Annotated in this window: 25 protein-coding genes and 4 pseudogenes; 21 read left to right on the top strand and 8 right to left on the bottom strand. The window is 57.8% G+C overall.

What is annotated here, in order from left to right:
• Positions 1–55: 55 nt before the first annotated feature.
• Complete coding sequence (locus tag RSK20926_RS07045; RefSeq protein WP_037254125.1) at positions 56–1081, bottom strand: LacI family DNA-binding transcriptional regulator; 1026 nt, start codon at positions 1079–1081, stop codon at positions 56–58.
• 132 nt (positions 1082–1213) lie between these two features.
• Here RSK20926_RS07045 and RSK20926_RS07040 point away from each other — a divergent pair, with 132 nt between their 5' ends.
• From RSK20926_RS07040 to RSK20926_RS06985, 12 genes and pseudogenes are all read left to right on the top strand, one after another.
• Positions 1214–1399: a hypothetical protein gene (locus RSK20926_RS07040; RefSeq protein WP_037254241.1), complete on the top strand. Its 186-nt coding sequence runs from the start codon at positions 1214–1216 to the stop codon at positions 1397–1399.
• Positions 1400–1422: 23 nt separating this feature from the next.
• A complete protein-coding gene (locus RSK20926_RS07035) occupies positions 1423–2568 on the top strand; it encodes a TRAP transporter substrate-binding protein (protein WP_008205400.1) in 1146 nt (381 codons plus the stop codon).
• Between the two features lie 117 nt (positions 2569–2685).
• Positions 2686–3198 (top strand): TRAP transporter small permease, encoded by a 513-nt coding sequence (locus tag RSK20926_RS07030; RefSeq protein ID WP_008205399.1) that lies wholly within the window; start codon positions 2686–2688, stop codon positions 3196–3198.
• Between the two features lie 12 nt (positions 3199–3210).
• Positions 3211–4539 carry a TRAP transporter large permease gene (locus RSK20926_RS07025; protein WP_008205398.1) on the top strand — a complete coding sequence of 443 codons (1329 nt, stop codon included), beginning with the start codon at positions 3211–3213 and terminating at the stop codon, positions 4537–4539.
• A 13-nt stretch (positions 4540–4552) separates the two neighbouring features.
• Complete coding sequence (gene hisD / locus RSK20926_RS07020; RefSeq protein WP_008205397.1) at positions 4553–5860, top strand: histidinol dehydrogenase; 1308 nt, start codon at positions 4553–4555, stop codon at positions 5858–5860.
• A complete protein-coding gene (locus RSK20926_RS07015) occupies positions 5853–6614 on the top strand; it encodes an SDR family NAD(P)-dependent oxidoreductase (protein ID WP_008205395.1) in 762 nt (253 codons plus the stop codon). Before hisD ends, RSK20926_RS07015 begins: the two co-directional genes overlap by 8 nt.
• Positions 6611–7591 carry an alcohol dehydrogenase catalytic domain-containing protein gene (locus tag RSK20926_RS07010; protein WP_008205393.1) on the top strand — a complete coding sequence of 327 codons (981 nt, stop codon included), beginning with the start codon at positions 6611–6613 and terminating at the stop codon, positions 7589–7591. Before RSK20926_RS07015 ends, RSK20926_RS07010 begins: the two co-directional genes overlap by 4 nt.
• A 27-nt stretch (positions 7592–7618) precedes the next feature.
• The gene (locus RSK20926_RS07005) at positions 7619–8029 is read left to right on the top strand and encodes a universal stress protein (protein WP_008205391.1); all 411 of its coding nucleotides are present in this window, start codon (positions 7619–7621) and stop codon (positions 8027–8029) included.
• A 37-nt stretch (positions 8030–8066) separates the two neighbouring features.
• The gene (gene comD / locus RSK20926_RS07000) at positions 8067–8573 is read left to right on the top strand and encodes a sulfopyruvate decarboxylase subunit alpha (RefSeq protein ID WP_008205389.1); all 507 of its coding nucleotides are present in this window, start codon (positions 8067–8069) and stop codon (positions 8571–8573) included.
• Positions 8570–9124, top strand: coding sequence for a sulfopyruvate decarboxylase subunit beta (comE, locus tag RSK20926_RS06995; RefSeq protein ID WP_008205387.1), 555 nt, complete (start codon positions 8570–8572; stop codon positions 9122–9124). Before comD ends, comE begins: the two co-directional genes overlap by 4 nt.
• A complete protein-coding gene (locus RSK20926_RS06990) occupies positions 9124–10227 on the top strand; it encodes an alpha-hydroxy acid oxidase (RefSeq protein WP_037254122.1) in 1104 nt (367 codons plus the stop codon). The genes comE and RSK20926_RS06990 overlap by 1 nt, the downstream gene beginning before the upstream one ends.
• 656 nt (positions 10228–10883) lie before the next feature.
• Positions 10884–11726: pseudogene (locus RSK20926_RS06985) on the top strand (IS110 family transposase).
• Between the two features lie 599 nt (positions 11727–12325).
• Here RSK20926_RS06985 and RSK20926_RS06980 read toward each other — a convergent pair.
• Entirely contained in the window at positions 12326–13210 is an 885-nt protein-coding gene (locus tag RSK20926_RS06980) for a LysR family transcriptional regulator (protein WP_008205375.1), read from the bottom strand.
• 108 nt (positions 13211–13318) lie between these two features.
• Here RSK20926_RS06980 and gstA point away from each other — a divergent pair, with 108 nt between their 5' ends.
• Genes gstA through RSK20926_RS06960 form a run of 4 tightly spaced genes read left to right on the top strand, consistent with a single transcriptional unit; the run spans position 13319 to position 15500 of the window.
• Complete coding sequence (gstA, locus tag RSK20926_RS06975) at positions 13319–13930, top strand: glutathione transferase GstA (protein ID WP_008205374.1); 612 nt, start codon at positions 13319–13321, stop codon at positions 13928–13930.
• On the top strand, positions 13927–14307 hold the full coding sequence (locus tag RSK20926_RS06970; RefSeq protein WP_008205372.1) for a nuclear transport factor 2 family protein: 381 nt from the start codon (positions 13927–13929) through the stop codon (positions 14305–14307). Before gstA ends, RSK20926_RS06970 begins: the two co-directional genes overlap by 4 nt.
• Positions 14308–14310: 3 nt before the next feature.
• A complete protein-coding gene (locus tag RSK20926_RS06965) occupies positions 14311–14532 on the top strand; it encodes a tautomerase family protein (protein WP_008205370.1) in 222 nt (73 codons plus the stop codon).
• Positions 14529–15500 carry an NAD(P)H-dependent flavin oxidoreductase gene (locus tag RSK20926_RS06960; protein ID WP_008205367.1) on the top strand — a complete coding sequence of 324 codons (972 nt, stop codon included), beginning with the start codon at positions 14529–14531 and terminating at the stop codon, positions 15498–15500. The genes RSK20926_RS06965 and RSK20926_RS06960 overlap by 4 nt, the downstream gene beginning before the upstream one ends.
• A gap of 125 nt (positions 15501–15625) precedes the next feature.
• Here the strand turns inward: RSK20926_RS06960 and RSK20926_RS06955 are convergent, their stop codons facing one another.
• The gene (locus RSK20926_RS06955; protein WP_037254119.1) at positions 15626–16489 is read right to left on the bottom strand and encodes an NADP-dependent oxidoreductase; all 864 of its coding nucleotides are present in this window, start codon (positions 16487–16489) and stop codon (positions 15626–15628) included.
• 145 nt (positions 16490–16634) lie between these two features.
• Between RSK20926_RS06955 and RSK20926_RS06950 the strand changes: the two genes are divergently transcribed.
• The 4 genes and pseudogenes from RSK20926_RS06950 to RSK20926_RS23155 form a co-directional block, all read left to right on the top strand.
• Positions 16635–17189, top strand: coding sequence for a TetR/AcrR family transcriptional regulator (locus tag RSK20926_RS06950; RefSeq protein ID WP_232281860.1), 555 nt, complete (start codon positions 16635–16637; stop codon positions 17187–17189).
• 641 nt (positions 17190–17830) lie between these two features.
• Positions 17831–17935, top strand: a pseudogene (locus RSK20926_RS23015) (cold-shock protein); the annotation flags it as partial.
• Positions 17921–18332 (top strand): annotated as a pseudogene (locus RSK20926_RS22430) (IS91 family transposase); the annotation flags it as partial. The pseudogenes RSK20926_RS23015 and RSK20926_RS22430, both read left to right, overlap by 15 nt.
• 7 nt (positions 18333–18339) lie before the next feature.
• Positions 18340–18516 (top strand): annotated as a pseudogene (locus RSK20926_RS23155) (integrase); the annotation flags it as partial.
• Between the two features lie 234 nt (positions 18517–18750).
• Here RSK20926_RS23155 and RSK20926_RS06940 read toward each other — a convergent pair.
• Both RSK20926_RS06940 and RSK20926_RS06935 read right to left on the bottom strand, forming a co-directional pair.
• Complete coding sequence (locus tag RSK20926_RS06940) at positions 18751–20184, bottom strand: NCS1 family nucleobase:cation symporter-1 (protein ID WP_198136562.1); 1434 nt, start codon at positions 20182–20184, stop codon at positions 18751–18753.
• Positions 20185–20406: 222 nt separating this feature from the next.
• Complete coding sequence (locus RSK20926_RS06935; protein WP_008205361.1) at positions 20407–21864, bottom strand: NCS1 family nucleobase:cation symporter-1; 1458 nt, start codon at positions 21862–21864, stop codon at positions 20407–20409.
• A gap of 110 nt (positions 21865–21974) precedes the next feature.
• Here RSK20926_RS06935 and RSK20926_RS06930 point away from each other — a divergent pair, with 110 nt between their 5' ends.
• Positions 21975–22541 (top strand): recombinase family protein, encoded by a 567-nt coding sequence (locus RSK20926_RS06930; RefSeq protein ID WP_008205359.1) that lies wholly within the window; start codon positions 21975–21977, stop codon positions 22539–22541.
• A 329-nt stretch (positions 22542–22870) separates the two neighbouring features.
• Here RSK20926_RS06930 and RSK20926_RS23150 read toward each other — a convergent pair whose 3' ends face one another.
• The 3 genes from RSK20926_RS23150 to RSK20926_RS06920 all read right to left on the bottom strand — a co-directional run bounded on the left by RSK20926_RS23150 (position 22871) and on the right by RSK20926_RS06920 (position 25221).
• On the bottom strand, positions 22871–23047 hold the full coding sequence (locus tag RSK20926_RS23150) for a hypothetical protein (protein WP_232281859.1): 177 nt from the start codon (positions 23045–23047) through the stop codon (positions 22871–22873).
• Between the two features lie 5 nt (positions 23048–23052).
• Positions 23053–23478 carry an IS110 family transposase gene (locus tag RSK20926_RS23145; protein ID WP_008205357.1) on the bottom strand — a complete coding sequence of 142 codons (426 nt, stop codon included), beginning with the start codon at positions 23476–23478 and terminating at the stop codon, positions 23053–23055.
• Positions 23479–24078: 600 nt separating this feature from the next.
• Positions 24079–25221, bottom strand: coding sequence for a saccharopine dehydrogenase family protein (locus tag RSK20926_RS06920; RefSeq protein ID WP_008205355.1), 1143 nt, complete (start codon positions 25219–25221; stop codon positions 24079–24081).
• Between the last annotated feature and the right edge of the window lies 1 nt (position 25222).

The following is a 25222-nucleotide window of genomic DNA, read 5'->3' as shown; positions in this document are numbered from 1 at the left end:
TCATCTCGATTTGGCTCGTGTTCTGACTGTCCGAAAACCAAACGGCTGATCGCTGTTATTGGCGAGGTGGCTTTGCTAAAGAACCGCGGTTCACTAGTCTAGTATCGATGCAAATAGAGCGGCCCTCTGATTTGCCTTCAACCATTGCAATCAATTCGCGTGCTGCTTTGCGCCCCATTTCACGGTGAGGAACGTGAACAGTTGTCAACGCAGGCGAAACAACCTCCGCCAACTCGATGTCATCAAAGCCCGTTACGGATACCTGCTCTGGAACTGAAATTCCCATTAGATCTGCTTGTCGAAGCGCCCCAGCGGCCAACACATCATTCCCACACATAACCACCGTTGGGCGTGGAGAAAGGGACATCAACTGATCAAAAGCCTCGGCCCCCTTCTCAATTTCATAAGTTGTTTCGATTAGAGCCAGAGAGTTCGCATCCAAGCCATTTTCATCCATCGCCCTAAGGACGCCTTCGACCCTAGCTTGTGCCCGGTCGTTGCCTTGGGTGTTGCCAGAGATCATTGCGATATGCCGATGGCCCGCCGAAATCACGCTTTGAGCCAGTTCACCCATGGCCGCCGCATTGCCAAAACCGACTGAGGGGGGGTGCATGTGAGGGTCATAGGACCAGGCCACAAGAGATGGGACCTGGTGACGCTCAAGATAAGCATAGACATCCGCGTCTCGGGCATGGCCGATTAACAGCAACCCGTCAGCGCCCCGCGCTACCAACGTACGGATCTGCTCCCGTTCCACCTCTGGATCATATGCAGAGCTGGACACCAGCAGCGTATATCCACTCTCTCGCAGCTGGTCCTGAAACTCCTGCAGGCCACGAGCGAAGATCGCGTTGTCCATTGTGGGTATAATGGCCCCAATAGTGAAACTGCGATTCGCCGCCATGACCTGTGCCGCGAAATTCGGCGTATAGCCCAGCGTTTTGACAGCCTGAAGCACACGTTTCCGCGTGGTTTCAATCACTCGCTCGGGCGAATTGAGACATCTCGACACCGTGGCCGTCGAAACGCCAGACGCCTTGGCCACGTCATTAAGTGTTGGTGCTGAACGGGTTTTTCCCATGACGTGCCTGTCTGTGTCTTACACTTCTAGCTTATCACAATTCAATGGGAATGCCATCCATCAATGTAAGCGCTTGCATTTTCCATGTAAGCGCTTACAAAGGGGGTCGAGAAAACAAATTGGGATTTCATGATGTTCCTCTGGAGTGCTGTCGCCATCTTTGTCGCCTTCTTTGCCAATGTGGCCATGGGCGCATTTGGAAATGGCGGTGTGCTTGGGGATGTCGGGGAGATGCTGGTTCTGTTTGCCGCCTCGATCCTTTTCGTGGCGGGCATTCTCAAGCGCGAAGCTGACCACAAGAACAAGAACGGCAGCTGACTGATCTTCAAGGGAGGAAGACAATGACGAATGGCAAGGATGGCCTCAAATCCGTTGAGCGCCGTAATTTTCTGAAACTGGCCTCAACCGGGTCATTTACTGCTGCGTTGGTTGCCGGTGCGGGCGGTATGCTCTGGTCGTCCGAAGCGGCAGCCCAGACCGCCAAGGAAGAGAAAGAGCGGGAACGCGCGGCGGATCACATCATGACCGTGGCCACCGCCTATGTATTGGGCGCCTCACGCAGCTATCCGATCATGCAGCTGGACCTGAAGGAGAACATCCAGAACGCAACGAATGGCAAAATCTATGTAAAACTTGCCCCTGGCGGGCAACTGGGTGCAGGTGGCGCGCTAGTGCAGAAGGTGCAAGGTGGCACCATCCAGGCGGCGCAACATTCGTTGTCGAACTTTGCCCCCTTTGCCTCGACCGTTGATCTGATCAACATGCCGTACCTGTGCGGCTCGAACCAGCGGTTCACCAACCTAGTGACATCGGATTTCTGGAAGTCGAATGTCGAACCCAAGGTCGAAGAGAACGGCTTCAAGGCACTGTTCTATGTGAATATTGACCCCCGCGTGGTGGCCGTACGCAAGGGGGGAAATGCCGTGACCTCGCCCGGTGACATGTCAGGTGTAAAGTTCCGGGTGCCGGGATCCAAGATGTTACAACAGTATTACCGCATGGTCGGCGCCAACCCGACGCCAGTGGCCTGGGGGGAAACACCATCGGCCATCAAACAGGGCGTGGCGGACGCGCTCGACCCGTCCGTCGGCGCGCTTTATGTCTTTGGCTTCAAGGATATCCTCAGCCATGTGACCTTCACCCAGGCGGTGCCGGACAGTCAGGTCTATTCCTGTAACCTAGAGTGGTTCAACTCGCTGCCCTCGGACGTTCAGGACGGTGTGATGTGGGGGGCCGAAATGACCGGCCATCAAAACTTGTCCAAGGTGCCTTCTGCGCGCGCCTATGCAATGTCAGAACTGGCCAAGGCAGGCGTGCAGTTCCATTCGCTCAGCGCTGACCAGCTGGCCGAATGGCAGGATGCAGGCGGGTATCAGCGGTCTGAATGGGACAGCTTTAAAACCGAGCTAGCAGGTTCCATGGACAACTTCGCCAAAATGGAAGAGGCCGCCGGGACGCAAGGCAAATACTACGTCCACGACGCCTGATCCGACTACGGGCGGGCGCTGCCCCAGGGACGTCCGCCCCCCTTTTCCCTTACCCACGCCTTAGCGTCGGCCTTCTGAGGCCGAACCCTTAGGCGTCTTTGGAACCCGAGCGTGGCAATGAGCATTCTCCGAAACATAGACAGGAACGCTGAGCGCTGGCTGCTTTTGGTGTTCTACGTGATGCTGGTCATCACCATGGCGATTGAGGTGCTGCGGCGTGAGCTGTTTGCTTATTCCTCGATCTGGGGCGAGGAAATCGTCCGCTATTCCTTCATCTACCTGGCCTGGATCGGCGCGGCAGCGGCGGTCAAGGAACGCGCCCATATTCGCATCGATGTGCTGATGCATTACCTGGGGCCACGCCCCAAGGCGCTGATGTACATCTTTGGCGACCTGGTGATGTTCCTGGTCGCGCTTGTCGCGCTTTACTGGTCGTTCGAAACGGTTCTTGTCTCGGCCAAATTTGGCTCGGTCAGCCACGGGCTGCGCATTTCTATGGTGTGGTTCCTGATGGCGGTGCCTGCGGGCTTCGCCCTGATGATCTGGCGTCTGCTGCAATCCTTCCTGCGCGACTGGCGCAGTCTTCGAGACGGCACACCCGTCTTTGAAGGCGACAAGCTGTTTGATTGAGGAAACTGAGCGATGCTGTGGAGTACACTCAATCAAACGGTCGAGCTGGGCTGGGATTTCTATGTCCCTGTGATCATGTTCGTCGCGCTCATCGCGCTGGCGGTGCCGGTCTGGGCCGCGATCGGTGCGGCCGCGATCACCATGCTGGTGATGTCCGGCGACCTGCCGCTAAGCGCGGTTGGTGAAAGCCTGTTCACCGGAATTGACGCATTCGCCCTGACGGCGGTGCCGCTGTTCATCCTGACCGGAGACGTGCTGGTGAGGACCGGGCTCAGCAAGAAATTCCTGGACGTGGCCGAAGCTTTGACTTGCTGGACACGCGGCGGTTTCGGCTCCGCCACGGTGCTGGTCTGCGGCATGTTTGCGGCGATCTCCGGTTCCGATGCGGCAGGCGCTGCCGCCGTGGGCCGGATGACCATCAACCGGCTGGTCGAAAGCGGCTATCCGCGCCCCTATGCCTGCGCCCTGGTGGCGGCGGGGGCCTGTACCGGCATCCTGATCCCGCCCTCGATCGCCTATATCATCATCGGCCTCGTGCTGGGCATCTCCGCCTCGACCCTGTTCCTTGCGGCGCTGATCCCCGGAATTGCGATTTTGGTGTCCATCCTGATCACCAACATCATCATGAACCGCCTCTACACCTATGAAACCGGCGGCAACATGGGGGTCGGCGAGTGGCTGGGCAACCTGGGCAAGTCGCTGAAATCTGGCTGGTATGCATTTATCGTACCCGGCATCATCTTTTACGGCATCTTCTCGGGTCGCCTGACCCCGACCGAGGCTGGCGCCACCGCCGTGGTCGTCACCATCCTGATGGGCTTTGTCCTCGGCACCCTACGCCTGTCGGATTTCCCGGCGATGCTGGTGAGTTCGGCCAAGGTAAACGGGGTGATCCTGCCCATCATAGCCTTTTCCGCTCCCCTGGCAGAGGCGTTGGCGATCATGGGTGTGCCACAGGGGTTCGTGACGGCCGTCACCGGGCTGACCGATGATCCGGCCGTGTTGATCTTGCTTATGATCTGCATCCTGATCGCTGCTGGCTGTGTGATGGAGACAACGCCCAACATCGTGATCCTGGCGCCGATCCTGAAACCGCTGGCCGACAATATCGGCATGAATGAGATCCAGTTCTGCATCATGATGATCACCGCGCTGGGCGTGGGGTTCATCACTCCACCGCTGGGACTGAACCTGTTTGTTGTCTCCGGCATCACTGGCGAATCCATCCTCAAGATCGCCGCCCGCGCCGTACCCTTTGTTCTGACCATGCTGATCGTGGTGCTACTGATCGCCTATTTCCCACCGATCTCGACCACGCTGCTCCCTGATATCTACAAATAGGACTACCTTGGAAATGACCCGTGTTTACCTGAAAAAGGCTGCTTTGACCCCCAAGTCGGATGCCTCTGAAACCCATGTGATTGTGCAGGACATCCTGAACGACATCGAGGCCGGGGGGGACGCCAAGGCACTGGAATACGCAGCGAAATTTGACCAGTATTACGGCAATGTGCTGCTGACCCCTGAAGAGATCGAGGCCGCCTGCGCCCAGGTTCCGGAAAAACTCAAGGCCGACATCCGGTTCTCCCACGACAATGTGCGCCGCTTTGCTGAGTTGCAGAAAAGCACGGTGCATGATGTGGAGACTGAGATCTCGCCGGGCTTCATCACAGGCCAAAAGGCAATCCCGGTGGATGCGGCGGGCTGCTATGTGCCTGGTGGGCGCTATAGTCATATCGCCAGCGCCATCATGACCGTAACTACCGCCAAGGTGGCTGGCTGCAAGCACATCACTGCCTGTTCCCCGCCACGTCCTGGAGTCGGCGTTGCCCCAGCCATTGTATATGCCGCCCATATCTGCGGCGCTGACAAAATCATGGCGATGGGTGGCGTGCAGGGCGTTGCTGCGATGACATTCGGTCTCTTTGGTCTGCCCAAGGCTAATATCCTCGTGGGTCCCGGTAATCAGTTCGTGGCCGAGGCCAAGCGCATCCTGTTCGGCCGTGTCGGAATCGACATGATCGCCGGCCCCACCGACAGCCTGATCCTGGCCGACGGCGCGGCGGACGCTCAGATCGTCGCCACCGATCTGGTGAGCCAGGCCGAACATGGCTACAACTCCCCGGTCTGGTTGGTGACTGATGACCGTGCGCTCGCCGAAGAAGTGATGCAGCTGGTCCCCGGCCTGATCGACAATCTGCCCGAGGTAAACCGTGACAACGCCGCTGCCGCGTGGCGAGACTATGCCGAAGTGATCCTTTGCACCGACCGCGAGGGCATGGCCGCCTGTTCCGACGAATACGCGCCCGAACATCTGACCGTGCAGGCCGATAATCTGGACTGGTGGCTGGAGCGGCTGACCTGCTATGGCTCGCTCTTCCTGGGTGAGGAGACGACGGTGTCCTACGGCGACAAGGCGGCGGGCACCAACCACGTGCTGCCGACCTCTCGCGCGGCCAGCTATACTGGTGGGCTCAGCGTGCACAAATACATGAAGATCGTGACTTGGCAGCGCTCAACTCGCGAGGGATCGAAACCGGTGGCCGAGGCCACCGCGCGGATTGCCCGGCTGGAAGGGATGGAGGGCCACGCCCGTGCCGCCGACGTGAGGCTGGCGAAGTACTTCCCCGACGAAACTTTTGACCTGACAGCAAATGGCTGATCCGCGCGCCCTGTTCGACCTGACGGGCCACACCGCCTGCATCACCGGTGCAAGCTCTGGCCTGGGACGGCGCGCGGCTATCGCGCTGGCAGCTGCCGGGGCGCAGGTCATCGCGGTAGCCCGGCGGGCCGAGGCTCTGGAAGACCTTAGTGCTGAAATTGGCCCTGCTGCTGCGCATGTGGTTGCAGACGTCGCGGATCGTGGAGGCTTGGAGGCGCTGGTTGCCGAGGTCTCCAAACCCTTCGGCGCGCCCGACATCCTGATCCACGCGGCAGGGGTCAACACGCGGCAGGCCGCTGACGATGTGACCGGCGAAGGCTGGGATCAGACCCTGGCGCTGAACCTCTCTGCGCCCTTCTTCCTTAGCCAGGCCTTCGCACCTGCAATGAAAAAGAAAGGCTGGGGGCGGATCGTCAACTTTGCCTCGCTACAGACCTCCCGCGCCTTTCCCGGCGGCATTGCTTATGGCGCTAGCAAGGGCGGGATCGCCCAGCTGACCCGTGCCATGGCCGAGGCTTGGTCGCCCCATGGCATCACCGCCAACGCCATCGGTCCGGGGTTCTTTCCGACCGAGCTAACCCAGGCGGTGTTCGGGGATGAAGCGCGCGCCGCGCGCAATGCGGCGCAGACCTGCATCAGGCGCAACGGGCGGCTCGAGGATATCGACGGGCCGCTGCTGTTCCTATGCTCTGACGCGTCAGCCTATGTGACAGGCCAGGTTCTGATGGTTGACGGGGGGTTCACTGCCAAATGAAAGCCTTGGTTTATGAAGGAGTTGAAACACTTGAATTCCGCGAGGTGCCCATCCCTGCTGGTCACTTAGGCGATCATCTGATCCGCATCATGGCGTCAGGTATCTGTGGGTCGGACATGCATGCTTACCTAGGCCATGACAACCGCCGTCCAGCGCCCCTAATCTTGGGCCATGAGGCTGCGGGCGTGATCGAAGAAGGCCCGCAAGCAGGTCGCCGCGTGACCATCAACCCGCTGGTCACCTGTGGAAACTGCCTCGCTTGCACGTCAGGGCGCGAGAACCTTTGCCCCGAGCGTCAGATCATTTCGATGCCCCCGCGCGAAGGGGCCTTTGCCCAGTTCTTGGCCATGCCTGAAAGCAACCTCGTGACCGTGCCGGATGAGGTGCCGCTCGAAAAGGCGGCCCTGGCCGAGCCTCTGGCAGTCAGCTGGCACGCAGCCCGGCTGGCGTTAGACGCTCTGCACCCTGCAATGGAGCGACGCGCGCTGGTGATTGGCGGCGGTGCCATCGGTCTGGCCGCTGCGCTGGCGCTGCTAGCGATGGGGGTGGAGGACGTGACCATCCTGGAACCCAACGCCGCCCGCAGAACCTATCTGGAGGAGCACTGCAGCCAGCAGACCGTTTCGAAGTTTCAGGGCATAGCGCCGCTGGTGATTGACGCTGTCGGCTATGCCGCTACCAGGGCCGCCGCCTCAGCGGCTACCGCGCCGGGTGGTGTGATTGCTCATGTAGGCCTTGGTGAGGACATGGGCGGTTTGGATGTGCGTCGCATGACGCTGCAGGAAATCACCTTTATCGGCACATACACCTACACCGCACGGGATTTCCGCGACACGGCTCAGGCCATCTTTGAGGGTCGCCTCGGTCCTCTGGACTGGCCCGAATTGCGGCCCTTATCCGATGGCGCCGCCGCATTCCGTGACTTGCGCATGGGCGCGGTGGCAGCACCCAAGATCATCTTGAATCCCTGGGCATGAAACGCCCGCAACAGACGGAGAGACACCATGTATAACAAAGTCTTGGTGCCGATGGCCCTCGATCACGGGGTTTCGGAAACCACTCTCAAAGCCGCTGCAACTCTTTGCAGCCCAGGTGGTCAGATCATCGCCCTGCATGTCTACGAGGCCCCGCAGGGGTCTGTCAGCGCCTACCTGGACGAAGACGCTCTGCGCGAAGCGCTAAACAAGGCTCGCGATGAACTAGCCCGTAAAACCGCTGGTCACGACAATGCAACGACCGAAATCGTCAAGGGCCGCTCCTACCGCGCCATTGTTGAATATGCTGAGAAATATGGCATCGACTGCATTGTCGTCGGCTCACACAAGCCCGGCCTCAGCGACTTCTTCCTGGGCACCACAGCCGCTCGTGTCGTCCGCCACGCACCTTGCGCGGTCCATGTCTGCCGCACCATCTGATTTTGAAACAAAACACCCGGAATGAGGGCAACCGACCATGAACATAGACAAGAGGATCGCTGACGATATGGCCGCCAATGGCATCTCATTCGTCACGACCGTTCCCTGTAAACAGCTCGCTGGCGTGATCGAGGAGATCGACCAACGCGAGGACATGTTGCACATTCCTTCCAACAAGGAAGACGAGGGCATGGGGCTGTGCGCGGGCGCCTGGATGGGGGGCAAACGCCCCGCCATCATCATGCAGAACACCGCCATCGGCGTGACGATCAACACGCTGGCAACACTGATCCAATATTACCGCATGCCCCTGCCGATGCTGATCTCCTACCGCGGCGAGCTGCGTGAACCGGTGGCGTGTCAGGTCGAAATGGCGGTTCATACCAAGGCATTGCTCGCCCAGTTGAATATCCCGACCTACCACCTCCACTGGCAAAAGGACGTGGAGGAGCTGGACAATATCCTAAAGTACACATTCATGTGCAACAAACCCGTTGCCATCCTGACTGACGCCAATTTCTGGGGAGGCTACGGCGACCAATGATCCGTTCCGAAATATTGAGAGAGATCGCGCCGACCCTGCGAGACCAGCTTGTTGTCTGCAACATCGGCATCCCCAGCCAGGAGCTGCACGCAATCGACGATCAGCCTAGCAATTTCTACATGCTTGGGACCATGGGGCTCGCATCCTCCATCGGATTAGGGCTGGCGTTGGCACAACCCAAACCGGTGATCGTGATCGACGGAGATGGGTCGATCCTGACCAATCTTGGTACCCTTCCGACAATTGGGAACAACGCACCGTCAAACTATATCCTAATGATCATCGATAATGGCTCATATGGATCTACTGGAGACCAGCCAACCTATACCAGTCAGCGTACCGATCTGACGGGCATGGCTCGCGCCGCAGGTTGCGCGCGTGTGGTCGAAGTGCAGGACGTGGACACTGGCCCGGTGCTAGAAGAAGCTCTGGCCAGTGGTGAGGCGACCGTGATGGTGGTGAAATGCGACAGTGGCAATGCCAAAATGCCGGTGATCACCATGGATCCGGTGGTGATCCGCGACCGCTTCATGAAAGCGATCGCAAGTTGATGGGCGCAAGTGCTATCCATTCCGCCGAAGACGCCCGCCGCCTAGCCAGAAGGCGGCTGCCGTGGATGGTCTTTGACTACATTGACGGGGCCGCAGGAGCGGAAACCGGAGCTGCACGCAACAGCGCGGCCTTGGAGGCCATAACCCTACGGCCTCGAATCTTGCGTGATGTCGGTGAACGTTCGTTGGCGACGCAAGTGTTTGGGACGAAAGCTAGCCGCCCCTTTGGTATCGCGCCGATGGGCATGTGCAATTTGGCCGCCCCAGGCGCAGATCTCATGCTGGCTCGGCTGGCTGCGCGATACCGGGTGCCACTTGGTGTTTCGACTGTCGCCTCGACTTCACTGGAAAAGATTCTGGAGGTGTCTGAGGGACATGCCTGGTTCCAGCTCTATTTCAGCGGCGATGGCGCAGGGACTTTCAAATTGGCCGAACGTGCGCTCGAGGCCGGTTACGAGACTCTTGTTTTAACCGTGGATGTACCTGAAGTCGGTCGCCGCCCGCGCGAACTGCGTCACGGTTTCAAGATGCCATTCCGCATCGGCCCAAGCCAGCTTTTCGATCTCGCTCTGCATCCGCGTTGGTCGTTAAACACTCTGCTTCGAGGCAAGCCGGTTTTAGCGAATTTCGAGTTGGAGGGGTATGACTTTGATCGTACCGAAAGCCGAGCGCGCGCCACATGGGACACCTTGGACCGGCTACGCGACCTATGGCCCGGAAATCTTGTGGTCAAAGGCGTATTGGATGTAGAAGATGCTCAAGCGCTGGCAGCCGCAGGCGTGGATGCCATTCAAGTGTCAAGCCATGGTTCGAGACAGCTTGAATCTACCCCTCCCCCGATTGAAATGCTTGCTAAGATTCGTGCCGAACTAGGGCCCAATTTCCCACTTTTTTACGACAGCGGAATCCGGTCCGGCGAAGATGTTCTTAAGGCCATCGCCATTGGTGCTGATTTCATCTTTCTCGGAAAAATACTGCAGTTTGCTATTGCAGCTGCAGGAGAGGCAGGACTGGAACGATTGTGGGAAGCTATTAGCGCAGAACTTAGCATCGCGATGGCGCAAACCGGGCAATCTAAGTTAACCGATGGCAAGCTATGGTAAAAACAAGCGGTTCCAATGAGAGGCATGGTACTATTGCAGCAGATCGGCGCTTAGGAAGATGTCCAAGACATGCCCTACAAGTATCAAGCCGTAGCTGAGGCTTTCGAAAAAAAACATAACGACAGTTGAACGCCAAAGCGAACTTGATGGGCGGCGTTTTTCAACTCATTTAGATTTTCTCGATTGTCAGAGAAAATCCAGTTTATATCTGAACCGCGGATTTTTTTGTGAAAACAGCCAGTAGATCGTTTCCACTCCGGGCAGGCGAACACCCTTAACTACAAGGATTGGTTTGGTTGTTCAAAGGGCATTAACTGCAGCCCTCTTTGTGCCGACCATGCCCAGTTTGTTAGGTTTCCAGGTTGTTTTAAGCTTCCCGAGCTAAGATAGCTTGCCTGCCGGTTTGCGCCCAATACGACTAAAGAAATCTACTAAACTGTCACGACATAGCTGCGAACGCGGCCCGCTATCCGGATTTCATTTAGGTCCACCCCTGTGACGGTCTCGGGCGGGTAGGCTGGATTGCCGCACATAACCAGCAACGCTGCCAAGTTTCCTTTCCCATCTAGCCTGATAGGGGAGCGGTGATTCACCAAAGCCCGTCCATCACGACTGAAGGCATAGGTTCCTTCCTGTTCTACTGTCGTTTCTGCACGATGCACCAATGCGAGCGCGCCATTGGGAAACGCCACAGTGCTGATCCTCCCCCAATGAAGTGTTTCGCCCCTATAGTTAGGAAACGGAGGATCAAAGATGGGAACAAACGTCACAAGCCGGAAGAGATTGTCACGAAGTTACGGCAGGTTGAGGCGTGCGGATCAGCCAATCATTGGGTGCGTGAGTTGATTGAGATTGGTTACGATCTACGCCTAATGCCTGCCGTCTATGTAAAGCCATATGTGAAGCGTGGCAAAACAGATGCGGTTGATGCGGAAGCTATTTGCAAGGCAGTTACGCGACCGGCGATGCGCATTGTCGCTGTGAAGTCGAGGGAACAGCAAGCGCTGCAGACCATCCACCGGGTGCGCCAGCTTAGCGTCCGACAAAAGACCCGGATGTTGAGTGAAATCCGCGGTCTTCTTCGTGAATTTAGCCATGTGATTGGGAGCGGACCGGTTGCTGCTATGCGGTTCAACAAAGCCTTCGCAGCCGATGGTTGTCCAGATTTTCCTGGCGTGGCGAAGAGTATGCTTAAGACGCTTTGTGGTCAGGTTGTTGCTCTCGATGACCGGGCCACCTTCTATGACAAGTCGATCGAGTATAATGCCAGGATCGACGAGCGTGCCAAACGGATCAGAACAGTGCCAGGTGTCGGTCACATCACGGCCCCAGCCATCGTGGCTACCATCGGTGATGGCAAGCAGTTCAAGAACGGACGCGAGTTCGCTGCGTGGCTCGGCTAAACACCGTTGAACAGGTTGAGTGGTGGAAAAGAGCGGTTAGGCCGGATCAGCAAGAAGGGAGGCCGATATCTCCAGCGATTGCTTGTGACTGCATGACCTCTCAGGTGCAGCGTGCCCGTGGCTACCCAGAGTGCGTTCAACCTTGGATCATGCAGCTTCTGGTGCGCAAGCCCGTCCGCATTGCAACTTTTGCGATACCAAACAAGGCGGCGCGGATCATTTGGGCAATACTCACCAAAGAAACATACTACCGCCAAACAGCAGCATAGAAGAAGCCAGCCAAACCCGAATTGTATGACGAATGCCCCCTCTCGGCAGATTTGCAATGCAAATCGCCTGCCGGGCAACGGATGGCACGCGCGGTCATCCGAAAACCTGAAATCCTGCGCTTTGTCCTGTCTCACAGGTTCGCGTCGCCGATTGGGAGCAAGTTTGCGGAACCCACAAAGGCCAGCGGCAGATTTCGGCGCCGCGATCAACGGCCGGACACAGGACTGTAGTGACCAACCGCGCAATCAACGCCTTTTGTTCTTGCTAAGCAGCCGCTATCCACACAGGACGAACCGGCCTTATGCCACCGCAGCGAAATTCACCGAACTTGTCCTAAATTGTCACGCTGGGGCACGGCTTTCAAACCGCCAATTCGTTGCGACGACCTCAAAAAACAAGACCCGCCGCGCTGGATGTTACCTGCACTATGCCAGTGCAACAGCCCCGATCTTGTTCCAAAGTTCATCAGCAACAACGCCTATTGCCTGGTCCCTGCGTCTCATCTTGAAGATCATGGTCCGGCGTACAGGGAACCTTTCCAAATTCAGCGCCAGCAACTTCCCGGAGTGCCGCTCCGCTTCCGTCATATGGTCAGGCAAACCGCCCCAACCGAGGCCAGCGAGGATAACTTTCTTCTTGGCCGCGAGGTCGGAGACGGTCCATTTCAGCCCACCTGGCAGCAGATCGCGGCTCTGCTCATGCGCTGCGCCGCCAGTGCCGGCGGCGATCACCTGCACATGGCTCTGCATTTCGGATGCCGACAAGGCGCGGGATCCGGCGGGTAGGCCCAGGCCGGGGCTTGCCACCGGCCGGATCGTGACCTCGGCGACCGGCTCCGCCTCAACGTCGTCCATGGGGACCCCATCCAGGGACGCGAGCGCAATATCCGCCTTGCCCTCCATCAGCCGGGCAATCGGGCCGCCCATCATTTCCATCCGCAGCCGCAGGTGGGTTGCCGGGTGGCGCCTCCCAGTGTCTGCAAGGGCGGGCAGCAAGGGGTCCAGATCCATCGTGGCACTGACAGCCACGGTCAGCTCCGGTTCTTCGCGGGCGCGCAGCCGGGCCGCGATGGATCTCAGCCCCTGCATCTGCCGCAGCACCCGCGATGCCTCGCGATAGAAAATTTCACCTGCCGGGGTGAGCGCGGGGCGGTAGGCCTCGCGGCTGAACAATTCCAGCTCCAGTTCTTCTTCCAACTGGCGGATTGTGTGGCTGACAGCGGACTGCGATTTGTGCAGCCGCTCCGCCGCGCCGCGGAAGGTGCCAGTTGAGACAATTGCCTCCATGGCAAGGAGTTGGTCGTGTTTCATTGGTTTTCAACATAATCTGTTTTCTTAATCATAATGATGAAAACATGATATTATCAATAGATCATTTTAGACGGTATTCAGGGGGCGCTACAAACACAGGAGACTGTCATGAAACTCTACTACAAACCTGGTGCCTGCCCAATGGCCAGCCATATTGCCCTGCATGAAACCGGCCGCGCCTTTGAAATCGAAGCTGTCGATACCGCGGTAGGCCGGACCGAAACCGGCGCGGACTACCACGCGATCAACCCCAAGGGCTATGTTCCGGCTCTGGGATTGGACGACGGCAGCATCTTGACCGAAGGGCCGGCCATTCTGCAGTACATCGCAGACAGCCACCCCGAGGCCGGATTGGCGCCAAAGGTTGGCACTTTGGCCCGTGCGCGGATGCAGGAACAGCTAAACTGGATCGGGACCGAGTTGCACAAGGCTTTTGGCCCGCTATTCCGCGACGGCACGTCCGAGGCTGGCAAAGACGAAGCGCGCACCGCTGTTGCGGGCAAGTTTGATCTGATCGAGGCGCAGTTGGCGGATGGCCGCGAATGGCTGGTTGCGGGCCAGTTCTCGGTGGCGGATGCCTATCTGTTCGTGGTTTCGAACTGGGCGAATTTCACCGGCATCGACCTGGCCCGCTGGCCCAATCTGGTCGCCTTTGTTACCCGCACAGCCTCTCGTCCGTCCGCTCAGGCTGCAATGCGCGCAGAGGGGCTGATCCAATGACACCCAACGATCACAAACAGGTCGGAAATCTGGTGGAAACCTATTTCGAAGGTCTCCACCAGGCTGACAGCACCGTGCTGCGCGAGGTCTTCCATCCGCAGCTCGCCTATGTCTGCGCCACTGATGGAGATGAGTTGTATCTGGATCTCGAGACCTACATGAGCCGCGTGGACGGGCGCGAGCCGCCAGCCAAGCGCGGCGATCCGCGCGAGGAGGAAATTCTGGAGATTGCTTTTGTCAGCGACAGGCTGGCCCGTGTCAGCGCCCGGATGACGATGATGGGGCGGGATTTCTATGACCTGCTTACCCTTGTACGCAACGGCGCCGAATGGCGTATCGTTGCAAAAGTGTTCTCATATGTTCCGCGAAAGGACTGACCGATGCCCTATGTGAATATCAAAGTGACCCGCGAAGGCGGCCCGGGGGGCACCGGTCCAAGTGCCGCGCAAAAGGCGCAGCTGATCACCGGGGTTACCGATCTTTTGCAGGACGTTCTGGGTAAGAACCCAGCAACCACTTTTGTAGTGATCAATGAGGTCCCGCTGGAGGACTGGGGTGTTGGCGGCCTGCCGGTGCAGGAGTACCGGAAACAGGCACAATGAAGACGCGAATGACAGAGGCGTTGGGGATCACCCGTCCGGTGATCCAGGCGCCGATGGCCTTTGCTGCAGGCGGCACACTGGCCAGCGCCGTCTCCAGCGCAGGCGGGATGGGCATGATCGGAGGTGGATATGGCGATGCGGACTGGATCGATCAGCAGTTCGGCATCGCTGCTGGTGCCCGCGTCGGCTGCGGTCTGATCACCTGGAAGTTGGCCGAACAGCCGCATGTGCTTGATCAGGTACTGGTGCATGATCCAGCCGCGGTTTTCCTGTCCTTCGGCGACCCGGCTCCCTTTGCGCCTGCGATCCGGGACGCTGGAGTGCCGCTGATCTGCCAGGTTCAAACCCTGCGTGACGCATGGAGGGCGCTGGATTGCGGCGCGGATATCATTGTTGCGCAAGGCGCGGACGCTGGCGGCCATGGCGAAGCGCGCGGCACCTTTGCTCTGGTTCCCGAGATCGCGGACGAGATCGCGCGCCAGAACAGCAAGGTGCTGCTCTGTGCAGCCGGTGGTATCACCGATGGGCGTGGTCTGGCGGCGGCCTTGATGCTTGGGGCAGATGGGGCTGTGATCGGCACGCGGTTTCTGGCCTCCCACGAAGCATTGGTGCACCCGCGCATTTTGGACCGCGCGCTCGCGGCGACGGGGGATGACACCCTCCGCACTCGGGTCGTGGACGTGGTGCGCGGCTATGACTGGCCCAGCCGCTACAATGGCCGTGTCCTGAGCAATCCCTTCATTCAGAAGTGGCATCAATCCGAAGCAGCCCTACAGCGGGATGCGAAGTCTGAAGCCGCAAAATGGGCGGCAGCTCAGAATGCCGGAGACCCGGATGTCGCGACGGCCTTTGTTGGTGAAGGCATCGGTTTGATCAACGCAGTGCAGTCAGCAAGTGATATCCTGGCCAACCTCGCAGGAGAGGCACAAGAGTGCCTTGCCAGAGCAGTTTCTCACTCGGAGCGGTGATGCGCGCTGTTGGGTACCCGTGCGCTCCGCCCGGATTGAGACCAGCTAAACAGGCCGGGCTGAAAACAACAATGCCGGAACCGGCGGGGGCTGAGACGCCTCCGCCGGATTTATCCCATTGCTCATCAAGCCGCGTGATCCAGAACAAACTTGCCTGTGTGCCCCGGCGTATCCAGTCTGCGATGTGCCTCTGCGATCTTCTCCAGTGGCAGGATAGCCTCGATCTTTGGCGTCAGGACCCCTTGGGCCAGCCAGTCTGCCAATGGCTGTAGAACCTGCTGGTTTGCAGGATTTTGAACCGTTACGGGGGTGATGCCCCGTGCAGGGGCGAACACCCCGCCTGGTTTCCACCATTCTGGTACAATGGTTGCATAGGCCCCGCCGTCCTTCACCGCAGAAAAAGCCTTTTGAGCATGCTCACGGCCACGCACATCAATGGCGCCATCCACGTCGCGCGCATCTGGCGCAGCGAGTTCGAATCCCAGCAGGGGCGCGAGCGTTGCGGCCATTGCTCCAACCGCCCCCTTTGGGTTGTTGATCAGGACAGACGCGCCCGGCGGTAGGTCCAAGGCTTGAAGAGACGACAGTGCTGTGCTTCCGATTAGAGGCATCGCGGCGGCACAGGTGAAGGAAACTGCATCCGCTAATTTTACAACCTGGCTCACTGGCAATGCGGCAAATTCTGCGTGTGTGCCCACTAGGGATCCTGGCTGCGGTGAAATCGCCATCACCCGATCACCGCAGGCAAACCCGTCCGTTTCCGGTCCAAGCGCTTCGACGGTGCCAGCTGCATCCCAGCCCAGGATCATCGGGAAATTACCTGGATCGTCAGGCAAGATCTTTCCCGCCCGGACACCGGCATCAACCGGGTTCACACTGGATGCGCGGATGCGGATCAGCAGTTCCCCTGGCTTTGGCTTAGGGCGAGGCAATTCTGCACTCCGGAAAACACCCGCACCACCAAAGCTCTCAATAATTGCAGCTTTCATCCTTGCCTCCATACTTTGTAGTGATCGTTAAGTTATATACGGCTTGCTAGGTCAAGGAAAATTTTGTAGTGATCGATAAGCAATAATGGAGGCGACCTTGGGGCGGCAGCGATCCTTTGACACGGAACAGGCTATTGAACAGGCAATGCTACTGTTTTGGGAGCGGGGGTATGAGGCTGCTTCGATGGCTGACCTCAGTGCTGCCATGGGGCTAAATCCCCCCAGTATCTATGCCGCCTTCGGCAACAAGCAGGCATTGTTTGAACGGTGCGCCGCCCATTATGCGCAAAGCGTTGCAGCCTATGCTCCTCGCGCCCTGGATGAGGAGGCAACCGCCGCTCAGGCCCTGCACCGTTACGTGCTTGAGGCCATCGAGGCATTTTCCGCGAAAGAGAGGCCCAAGGGCTGTCTGCTCGTCAGCGGCGCAACCAATTGCGGAAAAGGCAGCCTGGGCGCGCAGGATCTGCTTGCCGGATACAGGCTAGCCAGCGAGGCAATGATTGCAGACCGGATCCGGCAGGGTGTCGAGGAAGGGGACATGCCTGCTTCCACCGAGCCGGATCTGTTGGCGAAATACGTTGCGGTACTGATACAGGGGCTTGCAGCGCAAGCTCGCGACGGCGCAACAGCTGGCGATTTGCACAGCGTGGCAGAGCTCGCGCTTGGGGGCGCTTTGACGCACCCGGTGAACAACTGCTGACCGAGCGCCGCGCTTGGCTGACCTAAATCGTGTTACGATCTACTGCAGCTTGATCCCATGACCCTGGCATTGTCCAATGTGACCACAAAATACATGATCTAAATGGCAGTCTTTCTTTTTGTTTTGCGGTAAGTGACATTCGGTCGGACAGTGGATCTTTGCGCCGGGATCTCTGTCAGCGTTTCTTGGCGATCTTGCACTGGGTTTGCACACGGGCCTCCACAACCTGATTTTGACAGCTCGAACGTTCGCTGTGAGGAAATGCAGAAACGCTCTGTTCGCACCGGTAGCATTTTTTGGTTCGACGCCCCTTTATTGGGACTGCTTGGGGCTGTGACCGGCCCACTGCTCCCGCAGCATTCGAACCGATAAGAAGCGGTGGCTGTGGGCTCATCTGGCTTTCTTATCTCCTCAGCCCAACAAGCGTCCCAACCTGCCATCGATGTTCCGCAGACGCTTCATCTCAATGATTTTATATAAGGACTTTGCAAGCCGAACCGCCGCCACGCATATCAGGCTCGCCAATGTTTTTCGTTTTCGACCAACTGTCTCCCGTTTTTCGGCGTTCAGTCTTTCGATCCAGACCGACAATGTCAGGCTGCTGCACCAATGCGGGCAGCAAGCAATAGGAGACTACGGATATGGCCACCGGCACCGTAAAATGGTTCGAACCTACCAAAGGCTTCGGTTTCATCGCACCCGACGGCGTTGGCAAAGATATGTTTGTGCACATTTCTGCTGTTGAGGTCTGCCGGACCGAGGCGTGCGGCGGGCATGTCGCCGCCTGCACCAGGTGCAACCACCAGCATCTCGCCTACAACTCATGCAAAAAACCGGCATTGCCCGAAGTGCCAGGCACCTGCGGCGCGCGAATGGACCGAGGCGCGCGCGGAGGACATGTTGCCGGACGAGTACTTCCACGTGGTCTTAAGTCTACCAGCGGAGGTCGCCCGGATCGCTCTTTGGAACAAGCGCGCTGTTTACGGCTTGCCGTTCAAAGCAACGGCTCAGGCAGTGGCGACCATCGCTGCTGATCCTAAGCGTCTTGGTGCCCGGATCAGCATGACCAGCGTGCTCCCCATCTGGGGTTCCGCTCTGACACATCATCCCCACATCCACATGATCGTCTCGGGCGGCGATCTCAGAGAATGGGCAGGGGCGCACGCCTTCGCTGCGCCGGACCAAAGCAGCAGAGATTTACCGGAAAACCGGAAATCTCAGAGCGAATCAACTTCTGCTCGGACATACCAAGGTTGCCAGCACGGTCAGATATCTTGGCGTCGAACTTGAAGATGCGCTGAGTATCGCCGAGCAAATCGACATTTGAACCACCTTGGCGGGCGGTTCTGGCCGTTCGCCAATTTGGACCGGACCTGGGTTTGCGTCGCAGCGGTGGTTTGCAACAAGCCCATTCCGGCCGATAATGCGCTGTAAGCGAATGGCGGCTCTCCAGTGCAAAGTAAATACTCAATACTGATGTCGCGGTAAGTATGAATTCCAAGGTTGCCTTTCCGAAAGCGGACTCTCGGAAAGGCAGTGGTGCATTCTCTTGCTCTGCAGGCTAAACGCCTTTCTTTGCCATGGCGCTGTAGATTATTCCGCCAAGTACGGCGCCTATTATCCAAGCATAGCCTGACAGGATGCCGAGGGCAGGAACCCAAACAGTAGCAACAGAGAATACTGAAGCGGCCCCGAAGGCGAGCAGGGCAGCATCATTCCAGCCGTTGCCATAATGGTACTCGCCCTGGTTCATGTTGTAGAGATCGTCGCAGTTCAGCTGTTGCTTACGAATTAAGTAGTAGTCCACGATCATAATTCCGAAAACCGGAGCCAGTGTTGCTCCGAGCGTATTCACAAAACCGGCGATACCGATGTTCGAAATGACCGCAGTCCACAGCCCGCCAATCACCAGTGCAAACACAGAGGTCGCAAGGCCTGCCTGGCGGAAGCTGATCTTGCCGGGCGCCAGATTGGCGATGCCATTTACTGCAGGGATGAAGTTCGCAACCAGGTTGATGCCCACTGTAGCGGCAAAGAAAGTGATCGCCGCGATGATGCCCAGCAGCACGCTGTCGGTCTTCTCAACGATTTCGGTGGGGTTGATGATCTCCTCGCCAAAGACAACCGCCGCGCCGCCGGTTGTCAGCAGCGCCAGCGCTGAGAACAGGATCATGTTGAGTGGCAGGCCCGCAAGGTTGCCGGTCTTCATTGATGCTTTGCTTTTTGAATAGCGCGAGAAATCCGAAAAGTTGATCATCACAGCTGAGAAATAGGCAACCATCGTCCCGAAAATGGCAATGAAGCCTTTCACTTCGCTGCTGAATGTTCCTTCGGGGTTTGCAAAGATCGTCGCCGTCGCGCTGAGAAGCTGCCCATCCGAGCGCTGCCAAAGGACGATGACCAGTCCGATCATCACCAGATAGACGAAGGGGCCAGCAATATTGAGGAACTTCTCAACCCAGTCCATTCCGCGCCAGAAGATGGCAATATGAAATACCCAGACTAGGACAAAAGCGGACCAGTCGATGCCGGTTAACCCCAGGACCTCAGCTCCGCCGCTTATTCCGGTGATGGAGCGGATCAGCAGGGACAATGCGGTTGAGGCAAAATAAACCTGTACGCCGTACCAGAAGACAGCAACCGCTGCCCGCAATATCGCGGGGAGCTTCGAGCCTGCAGTTCCCATACTGGCACGGGCAAGGACCGGATAGGGGATGCCGTATTTTTCACCCGGCGCCCCTGACAAGTTCACCATCCACATAACAAACAGCCCTGCAGCGATAAGCGCTGCAAAGGCGGTCCAACCGCCAACCCCATATGAGATAAATAGCGAGGCTACCAGTGAATAGCCAAACAACGACTGCACATCATTGGCCCAGATATTGAAGATTGCAAAAGCACCCCAGGTTTTCTCCTCTGGTGTCACCGGGTTCAGCGTGTCACCGCCAGGATCTGTGGAGCTTTTGCTTTCCAGGGTTGTTATTGTCGTTTCCATCATTTTCCTCCCGTTTTTGATGGAAGGGGCCACGCCCCTCAGGATTGCGGCAAAAGCCGCCCTACGCTTCAGGGCAACACCCTGGAGCGGCACCGCCACAACCTGCGGCGGGGTAGTTTCATGTCAGCTTGATGTCCGGGACAAGCTCAGCCGTTCCGTTTGCATCACTCTGCAAACGGCTCCACTTCGGGACGCCCTCAAACCAGTTTGCGGATCAGTTGCTCAGCGTTTTGCTATTGCCCAGTAGAACACTCCTCCAAATCCTGCGCCGATCACCCAGGCAAAGCCTGCAAGTGCGCTCAGCATGGGGACCCAGACGGTAAGGATTGAAAAACCGGCCGGAAGGATGAACGAGACGATCGCTGCAGGGTTCCAGCCCTTGCTGTAATAGTAGGGCCCATCGCGCGACGCCGAAAACAGCTGCCCGACTTCCAGCTTGCCGGATTTCACCAGATAGTAGTCGGCGATCATGATCCCGTAGACTGGCGCGAGGACGGCTCCCAGCGTGTTCACAAAACCCAGGATCCCGATATGGCTGATCGTTGACACCCAAAGGCCTCCGATCACCAGGGCATAGGCCGAAGTAATAATACCGGCCACGCGGAAGTTGATCTTGCTGGGAAGCAGGTTTGCTAGGTCATAAGCGGGCGGAATAAAGTTGGCCACAAGGTTGATCCCGACGGTGGCCATCAAGAACATCACCGACGCCAGAATGGTCAGCGGCAGCGAGTCCACACGAGCGATAATTTCGGTAGGGTTGGTCAGGGCCTCGCCCCAGATTGCGACGGTGCCTGCCGTGACGATCAGCGCAATCAGCGAAAAGAAGGCAATGTTGATCGGAAGCCCCAGCAAATTGCCTTTGCGCATTTCATCTTCGGAACGCACAAACCGGGAAAAATCGCCAAAGTTGATAACCACAGCCGAGAAATAGGCGATCATTGTTCCCACCACGGCGGCAAAGGCCCCGAGCTGGCTGCCCTCATAGCCGCCCGTCCCGCGGAAAATTGTGCCGACCTCAGACCACAGGTCATTTCCGGCTTCGATCCAGATGACAACAGCCAGGGTCAGCATGACGGCGTAAACAAACGGCCCGGCAAAATTGAGAAAGCCGACAATCAGGTCGATCCCGTTCCAGAACAGCGCAATCTGAAACCCCCAGACAAACAGGAAGGCGACCCAGTCAACCAGGGCCAGACCCAGAAAAACGGGATCGGTACTGGCCCCGGTCAAAGCCACTATCGCCAAAGCCAGCGCGGTTGAGGCAAAATAGGTCTGCACCCCATACCAGAAGATAGCCACCACGGCCCGGATCACCGCCGGGAAATTTGCGCCCCGCACCCCCATGCTGGCACGCGCCATGACTGGAAAGGGTATTCCATACTGCACGCTCGGCTTGCCGATCAAATTAACCAGCCCCATGACGATGAAACCCGCCAATACGATGCCAGCAAATACAGCCCAGCCATTCAAACCGTAGGCCAGAAACAGAGATGCCGCTAATGTATAGCCAAACAGCGACTGCACATCATTGGCCCAGACATTAAACAGTTCGAACCAGCCCCAGTCCCGCTTGTCCGCGGGAACCGGAGCCAGATCCTCATTGTAGAGGCTGGGATCCATCTGTCGGTCTGAAGGGACATAGGGCATTGCGTTCAGAAAACCTGTCCAGGCGATTGTCATTGCTCAGCAGCGGCGCTATGGTCGTGCATAAGGGCGTGCAAATAGACGGTCATAAGTGCGTGCAAAAGTCAAGTGAAACAAATAGAACTTCTCTACGAGACTGATTTAGCATGGTAAAAATTGGATATGCGCGGGTGTCGTCGAAATGGTACCGCAGCGAAGTTCAGCTTAGTGAACTGAAACAGCAGGGCTGTGACCGGATCTGGAGCGACACGGCAGAGGACGGAGCGAGCCGCAGCGAAACGCTGAAAGCCTTCTTGGCCGATGTCTCGCCCGGTGATGTAATCGTGGTCTCGCGTCTTTCTGCGATTGCAGATACGATTGCTGAACTTTTTTCCCTGCTGGAACGCCTGAACGAGAAAGGCGCATCCTTCCGTTCGATGTCCGAACCCTGGATCAATACGGAAGATGGCCGGGCTGCTATGGTTATAGAGATTTTGGGCGGTGTTATTGATTTCGAACTGGGGATGGCGGATTTGGAAAGCCGGTCCGCCGAAGACCGGCCCCGATCTTTTGGCCTGAGCAGAGGGCGTCCCAAAAAGCTGAGCGACACCGAACGAGAAGAGGCGATTTCTTTGCTGTCGATGGGTAAGACAGCTGCGGAGATCGGCCGCATGCTGGGCGTCAGCAGGTCCACGATCTCAAGGCTTAAAGTCGTGCGGTCGGAAACGGGATAGCCTGAAAACCAAAATGCGTTAAAACTGAATATTGGCTTTATCTGTTTCCAGTCATTGCTCGCCGCAAAGAAAGCGCCCGTTCCTCGATGATCGGTCCAGGTTGCGACGAAAGGGTTTTTTGAATTTTGCCTTTCAGGTTGGCTTTTAATGACCACTTTGGCGCAACATCCCAATCGGCATCGCGAGCTTTTTAGCTCAGGACAAACCACGGGGGTTCCAGTTTCTCGGATGACCGCACGTGCCAGCCGTTGCCCGGCAGGCGATTTGCATTGCAAATCTGCCGAGAGGGGGCATTCGTCTTGAAATTTGTGTTTGTTCGGTTCCTCTGTTTATGCCGCTGATTGCCGGTAAACTGTTTCCTTGGTGAGGATCGCCCAGATGACCCTGGCTGTCTTGTTTGCAATTGCGATGGTTGCGAGGCGCATTGGTTTGCGTTCAAGCAATTGCATGATCCAGGGATGCACCCGCTCTGGGTAGCCACGGGCGCGCTGAACTTGAGAGATCATGCCGATCACCAGTAACCTTCGTATCCTTTATTACTGATCTTGCCCAGACGCTCCTTGCCACCACTTGACCTGTTCAACGGTGTAAGCCCCAACCAGGCGGCAAACTCGCGTCCGTTCTTGAACTGCTTGCTGTCACCGATGGTGGCGACAATGGCCGAGGCGGTGATGGGACCAGCGCTGGAAATTGTCTGAATGCGTTTGGCGCGCTCATCGATGCGGGAATGATACTCGATCAGTTTGTCGTAGAAGGTCACCCGGTCATCGAGACCAATAACCTGGTCACAGAGCGTCTTGAGCATGCTCTTCGCCACGTCGGGGATGTCCGGACAGTCATCGGTCTGGAACGCCTTGACGAAGTGCATCGCGACCACCGGCCCGTTCCCGATCACAAGACCAAACTCGCGGAGAAGGCCTCGGATCACATTCAGCATCTGTCTTTTCACGCTTCACCTGTGGCTTAACATATACCGCAGCCACTAGGCGCATATCGTGACCAATCGAAGTCAACTCACGCGCCCATTGATGGGCCGAACCGCACGCCTCAATGTCGACTAGCCAGTTTGGGAAATTCTGAAAGAGCTTCAGCAGCTGCCTACGCCTGATTGAACGATTGAAGGTAACCGTCCCGTCCGAGGTAATTCCATGAACCTGAAAACCATCTTTCCAAGATCCAGACCGACTGTTGTAACTAGCATGATGGGGCTCCTTTTCTAACAGATGGCAGCATCTGCACTATGCCGTATTGCGCGACAGCTAGGTGCAGACGCCATCCACTCCTCGTAAGCAGATCCTGGTTGCAGCGAAAGTGCGGTTTGGATTTCGTAGAATTTTGGGCAGGTGCATGACAGGAAACCGGAAATCCGCTGCGAAGCCGTAGGTCCGGTGCCGCAACTGCGAGCATCTGCTGCGTCAGCAAGGGTCCAAAAACGAATGTCGGGACAGTCCGCAAGCCAGTCGTTGGCTTTGCAGGTTCCGTGAATAGAAAAGGGCGGTCTGGCCGCCCTTTGTCGTTTCTTTCTTGTAGAAAATGCTCAGCCCAGCCGGTTACTGACTTCCAGGTGTTGCGCCAGCTTGTCGATCTCGCCCATCCATTTTTCCACCAAAGCGGCGTTGCTGGGGGCGGCGCTGACGCCTGGGGCGATTTGGCTGTTCATCACCGCCTCGATGGCAAAGGAAACCGGGTAGGAGACTAGACGCGCCATGGCTGTGCCACGCTCATCTCCCCAGGCATCCATCACATAGGTCTTGTGCCAGACAGCCGCGCCGTCTTTCTCGGCCTTCAGATCGACACAGAGCACCACCCGGTCGGGTTCGCCCTCGTCATAGGCGTTTTCATCCCAGAACTGGTCGGACATTTCCTTGAGGCGGGCGTCACCGGCCGCGCCTTCCAGGGTTTCGACCTCTTTGAACACACCATCCCAGGCCTCGGCCCAGCCGTTGAGGCGCAGGGTGCCGCGGACGAATTCTTTCACATTCCAGTCGGAACCGAATTCATACTGGTCCATGAAGGGCAGGGAGTCGCGGTTCGGGTAGACCTCAAAGCTCTCTGGTGCCGACAAAGGGGCTTCGTATGAGGAGATCGCGTCCCAGGGGCGGGCGACGTCAAATTCCTTGAAATCGCGGATGGATTTCGACGGCGAGCGCAGCGCCTTCAGCACGCCCAGGGGCGACCAGCTGAATTTGTAGCGGAAGGGGTTCGGTGTCTTGGGGATGCCGCCGCAATAGGAGAGGAAGCTCACCTCATTGGCGGTATCAAAGGCCTCGGAGGCCTTGTACTCGTCTACCAGCGCATGGGCCATCAGGTGGTCGATGCCCGGATCCAGGCCGACCTCATTGACCAGGGCAACGCCCGCCTCTTTGGCCTTGGTATCCAGCGCGCGCATCTCGGGCGCGATATAGGAGGACGACACAAAATGCGCGCCTTTGGAGATCGCCAGTTCCGCCAGCGGCACATGCCAGTCGCCCGGCAGCATCGAGACGATGACATCCGCGGGGCTGAGGAGCTCGGCCAGATTATTGATGTCAAAGGCATGGATGTTCGAGGTCAGATCGCCAACCGCTTCGCGGGCTTTGTCGGTTGTCCGGTTCCAGACAGCCACATCGTGGCCCGCCTTCAGCAGGCGGCGCAGGCCGGGAATGGCGGAGAGGCCGGTGCCGCACCAGTGAATAGTCATG

Origin of the sequence: Roseobacter sp. SK209-2-6 (assembly GCF_000169455.1) — a bacterium.
Lineage (GTDB): Bacteria > Pseudomonadota > Alphaproteobacteria > Rhodobacterales > Rhodobacteraceae > Pseudophaeobacter.
The sequence above is the reverse complement of the archived record's forward strand: the minus strand, read 5'-3'. Positions and strand labels throughout refer to the sequence as shown.